A 12,639-nucleotide genomic window follows, 5' to 3' on the forward strand; every position below is an offset into this window, starting at 1 on the left:
TGCTCTAGTCGCCTGCCACGACAATCAGCCGTTCGGCTTCCAGGTCGTAGGGCTGTCCCGTATAGCCACCGTGGAGTGCGTGGACATTGAACCCGGAGGCGGCCAGCAGGCCTGCAATTTCGCCGCCGGACCAGACGCGGTGAGAAAACTCGTGGTAGTGGGCGCGGTCGCCGTCGATCAGCATCCATTCGTTTTCCAGGCGGGTCATGTCCTCCGTCAGGTCCGGGCGTTCGACCAGGATCCGGCCGTCGTCGTATTCGGTCAGGTGGACGGGCTGGAGATGTCGGCACAAGTACTCCAGGCCGACGAGATCGAGCACGAGGCTTCCGCCGGGCTTGAGGCTTTGGCGAATATTGGCCAGCACGCGCCGGTGATCGGCTTCGTCGGTGAAGTAGCCGAAACTCGTCCACATGACGATGACCAGGTCGAAGGCTTGCGGGCGGACAAACTCGCGCATGTCGGCCTCGACGCTCTCGATGGTGCGTTCGCCGCGCTCGGCTTCGAGTTGTTCAAGCAGGGATGGGCTGGTGTCGACGGCGGTCACCTCGAGCCCGGCATCGGCCAGGGGCAGGGCGTGCCGGCCGGGACCGCAGCCGAGATCGAGCACGGTTTGCGGTTTTGAGTCCAGCAGGGCGAGCAGCTGCTGGACTTCTTGCGAGCCGCGCGCGAAAGTGTCGGCGTTGAACATCAGCGAGCCGAAGTTGCGCCAGAAATCGTCGTCCAGGTACCAGTCGTCGCTCAAGGTTGTCCTCCTGTCTGCCGCGCTGCTGGGTCTGGCCGGATGCGCGACGGTGGCCTGGTACGGTCAGGCCGCCCGCGGCCAGATCGAAATCCTGGCCAAGCGCGAGGATATCGCAGAAGTCATCGCCGATCCGGCCACGGCCCCTGAATTGCGTGAGCGGCTCGGCACCGTGCTCGAAATTCGCGACTTCGCGGCGTCGGCCATGGGCCTGCCCGACAGCCGGAGCTACACCCTGTACGCCGACCTGGGGCGCGATGCCCCGCTTTGGAACGTGGTGGCCACGCCGGCCTACTCGGTCACACCCGAGACCTGGTGTTACCCGCTGGTGGGCTGTCTCGCCTACCGCGGCTTCTTCAAGCGCGCTCGCGCGCAGGAGCTGGCCGCCGAAATGTCCGGGGACGGATTCGATGTAGCGGTATTTCCGGCCACCGCGTATTCCACGCTGGGCTGGTTCGCGGACCCGGTGCTCGACAGCATGCTCGATCTCGACGACGCCGCGCTGGCCGAACTCATCTTTCACGAGCTCACCCACGAGATGCTCTACGTCAGCGGCGACACGGCTTTCAGTGAAGCGTTTGCGACATTCGTCGGCCGCCTGGGGACGGAGCACTGGTTGTCCCGGCAGGGGGATGCGGAGACGCTGCGGCGGTGGCAGGACACCCAGGCGCTGGACCGCCAATTGACCCAGGTGCTGCTGGACGCACGCGAGCGTCTGGCGCAACGCTTCGATGAGGCTTCCGGCCCGGATCAGCTGGCGGCGGCCAAGCAACGCGAGTTCGCGCGCCTGAAAGATGAGTTGCGGGGGCTGGCCGAACGGCACGACAGCTGGCGAATCGACGCCTGGCTGTCGCGCGAACTCAACAACGCGCACCTGGCGCTGATTGCGACCTACGAGTCCGGGGTGGCTGCCTTCGAAGCGCTCTACCGCGAGGAATGCGGCAGGGAACTGGACTGTTTGTTCGAGCACGCGCGGCGGCTGGCGGCAGCCGATCAACGTGAAAGGGCGACGTTTCTTGCCTCAGGCCATTGAACAATTGCGGGGGATATGCAAACTTAGCCGGTTCGTTCAAGGCCGGAATCCGACTTGTATCCGCACTATCTGCTGCCCGCCGCGATTGCCCTGGCGCTGACCACGGCCGCCGCAGCCGCACCGGCCGACGCCCAGGCCCCGATGGCCTGTCCGCCGCCGGCCCCGCTACGTTTTCCCGAGGCGCAGCCGGAAACCGGGTCCGGGCGTATGAATATCGACGCCGAACACTTCGCTGCAAGCCCACAGGACGAGGTGCGCTTTCGCGACACCGTTCGGCTGCAGCAGGGGCAGCAGCAACTCGAGACCGACGAGTTGATCTACGAACCGCAGACCGGTCGCGTGCGCATTCCCGGCTGGCTGCAGTACAGCGGTCCCAGGCTCAACGTCGATGCCGGGAGCGCCAGCTACGATACCCGCCGCAAAAGCGGCCGGTTCGATTCGGTGCGCTACACCATTCCGGGCACGACTGCCCGCGGTTCGGCCGCCTCCGCCGATCTCTACGACCCCGAACACGCGCGGCTCGAGACCTTTGATTTCACCACCTGCCCACCGGACCAGGACGACTGGCAGATCGAGGCTTCCAGCGTCGACATGGACCTGGAAGAAGGTGTCGGTACGGCGCGCAATGCCCGCCTGACGTTCAAGGGCATTCCGCTGTTGTATTCACCGTGGCTGAGTTTTCCGCTCGACGATCGCCGCAAGAGTGGTTTTCTCTACCCGGGATTCGGCTATTCCGCCGATGACGGCTTCGACATTTCCGTCCCCTGGTACTGGAACATCGCGCCCAACCAGGACGCAACGATCACCGCGCGCTGGATCGAGAAGCGCGGGCCGATGCTCGGCCTCGAGCATCGTTTCCTCACCCAACGACAGACCGGCGAATTGCGTATCGACTGGCTGCCGGAGGACCACCGCACCAACGACAGCCGGTACTATGGCGAATTCGATTACCGGCTCCAGCCGCATCCGGGCTGGATAGCGTCGGCCAACCTCAAGCGGGCCAGCGACGACGAGTACTTCATCGACCTCGGCAGCGACCTGCGGGACTCGTCCATCCAGTTCCTGCGTTCTTCGGCCAGCCTGCGCGGGTCGGGCCGTTACTGGTCGCTGGAGATGCTGGCCGATACGTTCCAGGTGCTCGACGATAGCGTCGGCCCGACGCAGGAGCCCTACCGCCGTCTGCCGCGCACGCTGCTCGATATCGACCGGCCGCTGCCCGGTCGATTCCGATTCTCGCTCGACGGCGAGGCAGTCTACTTCGACCGCGACCTGGGGGTGACCGGTGCGCGCGTCGACCTGTTCCCGAGGCTGCACTACGACCTGGTCGCGCCGGGCTGGCACATCCGGCCGGCCGTGGGCGTGCGATCGACGGCGTACGAACTCGATGGCGGATCGGACTCGAGCCTGAACCGCACCACGCCGATCGCCACGCTCGATGCCGGGCTCGCCTTCGAGCGGCGTCTCGACAGCGGCCGCATCCAGACCCTGGAGCCCCGACTGTACTACCTGTACGTGCCCTATCGCGATCAGAGCGGTTACCCGGACTTCGACACGCGCGAGCTGACCTTCGGCTTCAGCCAGCTCTTCCACTACAATCGTTTCAGCGGTCCCGACCGCCAGGGCGATGCCAACCAGCTCACGCTGGCATTGACCTCGCGCCTGCTCGAAGCCGATGACGGGTTCAGCCGGCTCGAGGCCAGCCTCGGACAGATTGTCTATTTCCGCGATTTGCGCGTGCAGCTCGACGATGCCGAGCCCGATACCCGCGAGCGATCGGCCACTGTGGCCGAAATGACGTGGCGGCCGGCCCGCCAGCTGGCGCTCAACGCAGGCCTGCAATGGGACGACGAGGCCGATGAAACCGAAGTTGCGCGATTCGGTCTCAACTGGCAGGGTCGGGACGCCCGGCAGGTGGCTTTGGGTTACCGATTCCGCCGCGACCGGGTCGACCAGGCCGACGTGCGTTTTCGCTACCCGGTCAACCAACAGCTCAATCTTGTCGGCCGCGTAACGTATTCTTTCGAGGAAAATGAGACACTGGAGGTGCTCGGCGGTATCGAGTACGACAGTTGTTGCTGGTCGCTTCGCTTTACCGCCCGGGAGTGGATCAGCGACCGTGAATCGGACAAACGCACGGCGTTTTTCGTCGAACTGGAACTGAAGGGGCTCGGCAGCATCGGCCGTTCCCCCTACCGGCTGTTTACCGGCCCTACCTGGCAATGACAGGCACGAAACCTCAAGGACACTGATTTGCAATGAAACAGGCAACGATTCAAATTCTGGCAGCGCTGACGCTGATGACGCTGCCGCTTCTGGTCTCGGCACAGAGCGAAGCCGAGAGCGAGAGCCAGAGCGAGCCCTTCGATCGAATTGTCGCGCTGGTCGAGGAAGACGTGATTCTGCAGAGTGAACTCGATGAGTCCATCAAGGCCATCGAGCAGCAGGTTCAGTCGCGCGGCGAGAGTCTGCCGCCGCGCAGCGTCATGGAAGAGCAGGTATTGGAGCGCTTGATCATGCAGCGCCTGCAGATTCTGCGCGCCGAACAAAGCGGCATTCGCGTATCCGACCCCGATGTCGACAACGCCCTCAACCGGGTTGCCCAGCAGAACAACATGCCGCTGGCACAATTGCGCCAAATGCTCGAAGCCGACGGCGTCGAGTTCGAGGAATTCCGGCGCGAAATCCGCAACGAGATCATCACCTCGCGGCTGCAGCAGCGGGTGGTCAATTCCATGGAAGAGATTACCGAAACCGAGATCGATATCGCACTGGCATCGAATCAGTTCGGCGGGCAGGAATACCTCCTCTCCCAGATCGTGATCCAGGTGCCGCCGTCGGCCACGCCCGAACAGGTTAGCGAAGCGCAGTCCCGCGTCGAGGAAATTTATCAGCGGCTCGAAGACGGGATGGAATTCTCGGCCGCGGCGATCAGTTATTCGCAAGGATCGGACGCGCTTGAAGGCGGCGACGTGGGCTGGCGCAGCACCAACGCACTGCCCCGTTCCTTTGCCGAGGCCATCGAGGATAGTGAACCGGGCAAGGTAACCGAACCGCTGCGTACCCAGAACGGCTTCGTCATCCTCAAGGTGCGTGATGTTCGTGAGCGCAGTGAGATGATGGTGGAGGAATACCGGGCGCGACACATCCTGATCAGCCCCTCCGAACTGGTCACGCCCGAAGAGGCCCGAGAGCAGATTCAGGACCTCAGGCGCCGCATCGAGCAGGGTGAGGATTTCGCCGAACTGGCGCGCGAGTATTCCAGCGACCAGAGGACGGCGAACATCGGCGGGCTGCTCGACTGGTTTCCGGCCGGTGGCTACGGACAGCATATCCAGGAAGCGATCAATTCACTCGAGCCCGGCGAGTTGAGCGAGCCCTTTCGCGGTCCGCAGGGCTGGCACCTGGTCAAGCTGCTGGATGTGCGTGAGTCCGATCGAACCGAGGAAATCCGGCGCTCTGAAGCGCGTGAGATGATCTCCGACCAGAAGTCCCAGGAAGAACTGGATCGGTTCATGCGCCAGCTGCGCAGCGAGTCCTTCGTCGAAATCCGGCTCTGACGGGCGGAGTCCGCGGTGCTCGAGCAGCTTGTCGTCACCCCGGGTGAGCCGGCCGGCATCGGTCCGGAACTGGCCTGCCGGGCGGCTGCGCTCGACCCGGCCCTGGTGCTGGTGGCCGATCCCGATCTGCTTCGCGAAACGGTCAACCGGTTGGGGCTGAACACGAGCGTTCACGAACTCGAAACCGTGGAGGCCGGGGCCACCGGCGGCATTCGCTGCCTGCCGGTCGAACTGAATCAGGCGGCCGTGCCCGGCCGCACCGATCCGGCCAACGCCCAATACGTGCTCGAATGCCTGCGTGTGGCCGCGCGGCACTGTATGGCAGGCCGGGTGCATGGCCTGGTGACCGGCCCCGTGCACAAGGGCGTGATCAACGAAGCGGGCGTGCCGTTCAGCGGGCACACCGAGTTCCTGGCTGCCGAGGCGGGTGTCGAGCGGGTGGTGATGATGCTCGTCGCCGGCCAGGTGCGCGTTGCCCTGGCGACGACGCACCTGCCCCTGCGCGAGGTGCCCGATGCAATCGATGCCAGCAGTCTCACAAGCACGCTGGAGATAATGCATGCCGGGCTTCGGCGCCAGTTCGGCCTGAAGAATCCGAAGATCGCCGTTCTCGGGCTCAATCCCCACGCCGGCGAGGGCGGTCATCTCGGCCGCGAGGAGATCGAAATCATCGAGCCGGTCATCAAACGGCTCGGGGGGCGGATATCCCTGACCGGTCCACTGCCTGCCGATACCGCTTTCGTGCCCGATCGCCTGCGCGAATTCGACGCCGTACTGGCCATGTATCACGACCAGGGCCTGCCGGTACTCAAGCACGTTGGTTTCGGGCATGCGGTCAACGTGACACTGGGCCTGCCGTTCATCCGCACCTCGGTCGATCACGGCACGGCGCTCGACCTGGCCGGAACCGGCAAGGCCGAATCCGGCAGCCTCAACGCCGCCATCAACCTGGCGCGCGGCATGCAGCGGCCGCGCGCGAGCGCATGAAGCCTCATCGGCCGCGCAAGCGCTTCGGCCAGCATTTCCTTCACGACGCCGGCATTATCGCCCGGCTGGTTTCAGCCATTCGGCCTGCGGGTGAGGACAACATTATCGAAATCGGCCCCGGCGAAGGCGTGCTGACCGGCCCCTTGCTGGAGACCGGCGCCCGGGTGACCGCCATCGAACTCGATCGCGACCTGGCCGCGGCCCTGCCCGAGCGCCTGGGATTTCCCGAGCGGCTCGAGGTGATCCAGGCCGATGTGCTGGAAGTCGACCTGGCCGCCGTCGGCGGTCAGCCTATGCGGGTGGTCGGCAATCTGCCGTACAACATCTCCACCCCGATCATGTTCCACCTGTTCACGTGGCGCGAATCGATCGTGGACATGCATTTCATGCTGCAGAAGGAAGTCGTCGATCGCCTCGTGGCATCGCCGGGATCGAAGCAGTACGGACGCTTGTCCGTGATGGCCGCCTTCCACTGCCGCATGGAGCGCCTGTTCACCGTTCCGCCGGGCGCGTTCCGCCCGCCCCCGAAAGTCGATTCGGCGATCATTCGCATGGTGCCAAAGACGCTCGACGAGACCATGCTGGAACGCCTGCCCCGTCTGGAAAAAGTCGTCCGCCACGCCTTCGGCCAACGCCGCAAAACCCTCCGCAACGCCTTGAAGGGCCTGCTGGACGAAAAAGCGATCGAATCCGCCGGCATCGACCCAAAAGCCCGAGCAGAGACGTTAACGCTAGAGCAGTATCTAGCCTTGGCCGATCAGCTAACCAGCCAACAAGCTAACCAGCCAACAAGCTAACCAGCCAACCAGAGAATCACCATTCGGCGATCTTCCAGTACGCGGGCTTCACCGGCTCCATATGCTCGTGGCGGCTTTCGAGTTCGCCGTCGCCGTCTTCATCGATCAGGTAGTAGGAGGGGCCGCCGTCGATCGGGGTGACCTTCACCATATAGACCTGTCCGCCCGAGCTGTATTCCTCGATAATGCGATCGTCTTCGCGCCTGATCACGACTTGCGGTTGAATCTGCTCGTCGGGGTCCTGCACCTTCGGCGGCAGGGGTTCGCGAATCGGCGGTGGCGGAGGCGCGTCCTCTGACGGCGGGTCATCCTGGGCCAGGGCCGGCCAGGCCATCAACAGCATCAGGGAAATCAGGATGAATCGCATGGTGACGGCCTCTTCGATGACGTTGGAAAAGTTTAACAGAGACCCCGGATTCACTTTTTGATTCCGATCATGATGATCGGCGGTCCGGGTATCCCATTCCGGTTCTTTTATCATGGGCCACTGATCAAAGCGAATGTCTGTCAGCATGTCCAAAAAGCCCCTGTGCCTGGTCGATGGCTCGTCCTACCTCTACCGGGCGTTTCACGCCCTGCCCAGCCTGACCAGTGGGGACGGCCAGCCCACCGGCGCGATCTTCGGTGTGGCCAACATGGTGCGCCGTATGCTCGAGCACTACGACCCCGATCATGTGGCCGTGGTCTTCGATGCGCCGGGCAAGACCTTCCGGCACGATACCTACGCCGAGTACAAGGCCACGCGCCCGCCCATGCCCGATGAGCTGAAGTCGCAGATCGCGCCGCTGCATGAATTGATCGACTCCATGGGGCTGCCCCGGCTGGTGATCGAGGGCGTCGAGGCCGACGACGTGATCGCAACGCTCACCCGCCAGGCGCGGGAGGCGGGTATGCCGGTATTGATTTCCTCCGGCGACAAGGACCTGGCGCAACTGGTCACCGACGGCGTGGTGCTCGAGGACACCATGCAGGACAAGCGCTACGATCCCGCGGCCGTGGAGGAGAAATTCGGTGTCGGCCCGGAGCTGGTCGCCGACCTGCTGGCGCTGACCGGCGATACTTCGGACAACATCCCAGGCATCGAGAAGGTGGGGCCGAAGACGGCGGCGAAGTGGTTGAAAGAATATGGTGACCTTGATGGCGTGATCGAACACGCCGACGAGATCGGCGGCAAGATCGGCGAGAACCTGCGTGGCGGGCTGGACCAGCTCAAGCTTTCGCGTGAACTGGTCACGCTGGACGAATCGGTTGACCTGGAGGGCGGGCTCGAGATGCTCGGGCGGGGTGAACCCGATCGTGAACGCATGGTCGGGTTGCTCAAGCGCTTCGGCTTCTCGACCTGGCTGAAGCAGTACAGCGAGGGGGAGGGCGACGGCCCTTCTTCTTCCAACGGCGAGCTGGAGGTCGAGACCGTGACCACGAAAAGGCAGCTCGAGGCCCTCGTGGAGGAGCTGGAATCCGCGGAGCTGATCGCCTTCGATACCGAGACCACCAGCCTGGAGCCGCTGGACGCCGACCTGGTCGGATTTTCCTTTGCCGTCGAGGCCGGCAAGGCCTGGTACCTGCCACTGGCGCATGTCGACCAGGACAACGAGTTCACATTCGACGAAGCCATCGACGCCTTGCGCGGCATCATCGAGGACGAGGGCCGGCCCAAGGTCGGTCAGCATTTCAAGTACGACCTCAATGTGCTCGAGCGTGCGGGGATCGCGCTGCGCGGGATTCGTCACGACACCATGCTCGAGTCCTACACGTTTCATTCCACGGCCACGCGCCACGACATGGACTCCCTGGCCTCGCGCTATCTCGGCCGACAGACGACTTCCTACGAAGCGGTTGCCGGCAAGGGCAAGAGCCAGGTGAGCTTCGACCAGGTGCCGGTGGCCACCGCGGCCGACTACGCCGGCGAGGACGCAGAGGTCACCTTGGCGCTACACCAGCATCTCTGGCCCCGGCTCGAAAGGCTGGAGGGACCCAGGCACATCTACCGCGAGCTGGAAATCCCGCTGATTCGGGTGCTCGCGCGCATGGAGCGCACCGGCGTGGCCCTGGACGCCGAGGTGCTTGCCGAACAGAGCCGCGAGATCCACAAGCGGCTCGAGGAGCTGGTCGAGACCGCTTATGAAGAGGCCGGCCAGGCGTTCAATCTGGGTTCGCCCAAGCAGTTGCAGGAGATCCTTTTCGATCAGCTGGGCCTGCCGGTCAAGCGCAAGACCCCCAAAGGGCAGCCGTCAACGGCCGAGGACGTGTTGCAGGAGCTGGCGATCGAGGGCCATGAGCTGCCCAAGCTGATTCTCGAGCACCGCGGCCTGGCCAAGCTCAAGAACACCTACACCGACCGCTTGCCGGAGCGGATTCATCCCCGTACCGGGCGCATTCACACGCACTATCACCAGGCCGTTGCAGCCACCGGCCGACTGTCTTCGACCGACCCCAATCTCCAGAACATTCCCATTCGCACCCCCGAGGGCCGCAAGATTCGAAAGGCCTTCATCGCACCGGAGGGCGCTGTTCTGCTGGCGGCGGACTACTCGCAAGTCGAGCTGCGGATCATGGCCCATCTCTCCGGCGACGAGCGCCTGCTCAAGGCTTTTGCCGATCGCGAGGACATTCACCGGGCCACCGCCGCAGAGGTCTTCGGGCTGAGCATCGACGAGGTCAGCGACAACCAGCGCCGCGCGGCCAAGGCGATCAACTTCGGTCTGATGTACGGCATGAGCGCCTGGGGCCTGTCGCGCCAGCTCGAGCTGCCCCGGAGCGAAGCGCAGGACTATATCGACCGCTATTTCGACCGCTACACCGGTGTGCGGGATTTCATGGACGATATCCGGGAGCGTGCGCGCAAGCAGGGCTATGTCGAGACCTTGTTCGGTCGCCGCCTGTGGGCCGACGAGATCAACTCGCGCAACGGCCAGCGCCGGCAGGCGGCCGAGCGGGCCGCCATCAACGCGCCCATGCAGGGCACGGCGGCCGACATCATCAAGCGCGCCATGATCGACGTCGATGCCTGGATCCAGGCTGAAGACGTGCCGGCGAAGCTGGTCATGCAGGTCCACGACGAACTGATCCTGGAGGTCGACAAGGACGCGCTGGAGTCCGTCCGGGAGGGGGTCGTCGAGCGCATGCAGCGGGCGGCGGAACTGAAAGTCGAGCTCCTGGTCGAAGCCAATAGCGGGCCAGATTGGGAAACTGCCCACTAACTGACTGAATTACAAAGGAAAAAAATTTTTAAAATTTGGGCGAATTTCTGGAACTTTTGCTCAACAGCGCCGGTCTCAGTATTTACCATGCGCATGGTGTGGTCCGCTTCCCTCCCTAGGCGGACCAGCAGGATTCGGTTACAGTCCCCAAACCGGATCCGACTACAGGCCCCGGGTCCTCCCTCGCCCGGGGCCTTCTTTATTCCGAAATCGCCGGATGACGCGCCGAGAGCCCTGCTGTCGGCGCCCGGCGGTACTCGGAATCCTCATGTATTCGCACATACACTCCGGTTCCTGCGTTCCGGCGGTCACCGACAGCAGCGCTCTCGCCACGCCCTCCGACGATTTCACCGACCGCGTACGCTTTTCCCTGAAATGAAACCTGAAACCCCGAACTCCTAACTCCGCTTCGAGCGATATACTGGCCGGCAGGTTTCTAGGGGTAGTGGTTTTTCAATGCTGGAAGTAATCATTCTCGCCGCGGGCGAGGGCAAGCGGATGAATTCGGCCCGGCCCAAGGTGTTGCAGCCGGTGGGCGGGCGACCGATGCTGGCGCACCTGGTGGATGTGGCACGAAAGCTCGAGCCTGCGGCCATTCGGATCGTTATCGGGTTCGGGGCCGACCAGGTTCGCAACGCCATTGGCGGCGAGGATATTGAATGGGTGATGCAGCACGAGCGCCGCGGAACCGGGCACGCCGTGGCCCAGGCACTGCCCGGTGTTGATCCAAATTCCCGCGTGCTGGTTCTGCCCGGCGATATGCCCCTGATTCGCGCCGAAACCCTGGCCGGCCTGCTCGAGAGCCGGGCCGGCCTGGCCGTGCTCAGTTTCGTTCCCGAGAATCCTGCCGGCTATGGCCGGATCGTCCGTCGCGAGGGCCGAGTGACGGCCATCCGCGAGGAAAAGGATGCGAGCGCCGACGAGAAACGCATCGACGAGGTCAACAGCGGTGTCCTGTGCGCCGCCGCTCAGGATCTCTCGGCCTGGCTCGAACGGGTCGGCGATGACAACGCTCAGGGCGAGTACTACCTGACCGATTGCATCGGTATTGCCGCCGAGCAGGAGCAAGAGGTGGATGCCGTGGTCGCAGACGACGCCGGGGAGCTGTCGGGCGCCAACGACCGCGCACAGCTCGCCGCCCTGGAGCGCGAATTCCAGTCGCGGGCCCGAAAGACGCTTCTGGCCGCCGGTGTCACCTTGCTCGATCCCGATTCCGTCCAGGTGCGCGGTCCCGTAGAGTGCGGGCGCGACGTAATGATCGATGTCAACGTGGTACTCGAGGGGCGCAACCGCTTTGGCGATGATGTGGTGATCGGGCCGGGCTGCGTCGTCCGCGATTGCGACCTGGCGGCCGGCACCCGCCTCGAGCCGATGAGCGTGCTCGAGGGCGTTCGCACCACCGGCGCCTGCGCGGTCGGGCCCTTCGCCCGGCTGCGGGCGGGTACGGAACTGGCCGAGGGCGTGAAGGTCGGCAACTTCGTCGAGACGAAGAAGGCGAAGCTGGCGGCCGGCGCCAAGGCCTCGCACCTGAGCTATATCGGCGACGCCGAAGTCGGCGAGGGCGCCAATATCGGCGCCGGGACCATTACCTGCAACTACGACGGAGCCAACAAGCACCGTACGGTGATCGGTGAGGGCGCCTTTATCGGCTCGAACTCTTCGCTGGTTGCACCGGTCTCAGTCGGCGAGGGTGCCACCATCGGTGCCGGTAGCGTCATTTCCGGAGACGCGCCAGCCGGGCAATTGACCCTGGCCCGGGCACGCCAGCGCAGCATTCCGGGCTGGAAGCGGCCAGTGGCCAAGGATAAAAAATAGTCGCTCAGAGTTGGCGAGAGGGCCGCGCCTGCGGTATTCTCGTCCCCTTAAAGTTTTCACCAGAGATTTCCGTTCAAAATGCGTAAACGCCATCGTCAAGAGGAAGAAGCCGAGATCAACATCACACCGATGCTCGACATCGTGTTCATCATGTTGATCTTCTTCATCGTGACCACCTCGTTCGTCCGCGAGCAGGGGCTGGATATTTCCCGTCCGTCGGAGAGCGAGCAAAAAACCGTGCAGGAAGATGAAAACCTTCCCATCGTCGTGCGCATCGACCAGACCAGCATCATCACGGTCAACAAGCGCCGTGTCGAGCCGGATGCACTGCGGGCCAACCTCGAGCGCGAGTATGCTCAGAGCCCGCAGTCTCCGCTGATCGTGGCCGCCCATCCGGATGCGAACACCAACGCCCTGGTACAGGTGCTGGATTCGGCCAACGTGGTCGGGATCAGCAATATTTCTGTAGCCACTGAAAGCCAGTAGCGGTGCGACAGCCCGCAGACCAGAG

The 12,639-nt window shown here is 64.0% G+C and carries 10 protein-coding genes; 8 read left to right on the forward strand and 2 right to left on the reverse strand.

The genetic code is table 11. The features are described from left to right. Positions 1-4 precede the first annotated feature (4 nt). The gene (locus tag ACDC66_RS05840; RefSeq protein WP_376695747.1) at positions 5-742 is read right to left on the reverse strand and encodes a class I SAM-dependent methyltransferase; all 738 of its coding nucleotides are present in this window, start codon (positions 740-742) and stop codon (positions 5-7) included. Here ACDC66_RS05840 and ACDC66_RS05845 point away from each other — a divergent pair. Genes ACDC66_RS05845 through rsmA form a run of 5 tightly spaced genes read left to right on the forward strand, consistent with a single transcriptional unit; the run spans position 702 to position 7,113 of the window. Next, positions 702-1,772 (forward strand): aminopeptidase, encoded by a 1,071-nt coding sequence (locus ACDC66_RS05845; RefSeq protein ID WP_376695748.1) that lies wholly within the window; start codon positions 702-704, stop codon positions 1,770-1,772. The two genes, ACDC66_RS05840 and ACDC66_RS05845, sit on opposite strands and share 41 nt — an antisense overlap. 54 nt (positions 1,773-1,826) lie before the next feature. After that, positions 1,827-3,995 carry an LPS-assembly protein LptD gene (locus tag ACDC66_RS05850; protein WP_376695749.1) on the forward strand — a complete coding sequence of 723 codons (2,169 nt, stop codon included), beginning with the start codon at positions 1,827-1,829 and terminating at the stop codon, positions 3,993-3,995. Positions 3,996-4,027: 32 nt separating this feature from the next. Continuing rightward, complete coding sequence (locus tag ACDC66_RS05855) at positions 4,028-5,329, forward strand: peptidylprolyl isomerase (RefSeq protein WP_376695750.1); 1,302 nt, start codon at positions 4,028-4,030, stop codon at positions 5,327-5,329. Between the two features lie 15 nt (positions 5,330-5,344). After that, positions 5,345-6,316 (forward strand): 4-hydroxythreonine-4-phosphate dehydrogenase PdxA, encoded by a 972-nt coding sequence (gene pdxA / locus ACDC66_RS05860; protein WP_376695751.1) that lies wholly within the window; start codon positions 5,345-5,347, stop codon positions 6,314-6,316. After that, on the forward strand, positions 6,313-7,113 hold the full coding sequence (gene rsmA / locus ACDC66_RS05865) for a 16S rRNA (adenine(1518)-N(6)/adenine(1519)-N(6))-dimethyltransferase RsmA (protein ID WP_376695752.1): 801 nt from the start codon (positions 6,313-6,315) through the stop codon (positions 7,111-7,113). The genes pdxA and rsmA overlap by 4 nt, the downstream gene beginning before the upstream one ends. Before the next feature lie 16 nt (positions 7,114-7,129). Here rsmA and ACDC66_RS05870 read toward each other — a convergent pair whose 3' ends face one another. Continuing rightward, positions 7,130-7,534 (reverse strand): DUF2782 domain-containing protein, encoded by a 405-nt coding sequence (locus tag ACDC66_RS05870; protein WP_376695753.1) that lies wholly within the window; start codon positions 7,532-7,534, stop codon positions 7,130-7,132. 91 nt (positions 7,535-7,625) lie between these two features. Between ACDC66_RS05870 and polA the strand changes: the two genes are divergently transcribed. The 3 genes from polA to ACDC66_RS05885 all read left to right on the forward strand — a co-directional run bounded on the left by polA (position 7,626) and on the right by ACDC66_RS05885 (position 12,614). Further along, positions 7,626-10,313: a DNA polymerase I gene (gene polA, locus ACDC66_RS05875; protein ID WP_376695754.1), complete on the forward strand. Its 2,688-nt coding sequence runs from the start codon at positions 7,626-7,628 to the stop codon at positions 10,311-10,313. A gap of 456 nt (positions 10,314-10,769) precedes the next feature. Then, the gene (gene glmU / locus ACDC66_RS05880; RefSeq protein WP_376695755.1) at positions 10,770-12,128 is read left to right on the forward strand and encodes a bifunctional UDP-N-acetylglucosamine diphosphorylase/glucosamine-1-phosphate N-acetyltransferase GlmU; all 1,359 of its coding nucleotides are present in this window, start codon (positions 10,770-10,772) and stop codon (positions 12,126-12,128) included. 78 nt (positions 12,129-12,206) lie between these two features. After that, positions 12,207-12,614 carry an ExbD/TolR family protein gene (locus ACDC66_RS05885; RefSeq protein ID WP_376695756.1) on the forward strand — a complete coding sequence of 136 codons (408 nt, stop codon included), beginning with the start codon at positions 12,207-12,209 and terminating at the stop codon, positions 12,612-12,614. Positions 12,615-12,639: the final 25 nt, after the last annotated feature.

The organism is Wenzhouxiangella psychrophila, from assembly GCF_042310375.1.
Lineage (GTDB): Bacteria > Pseudomonadota > Gammaproteobacteria > Xanthomonadales > Wenzhouxiangellaceae > Wenzhouxiangella.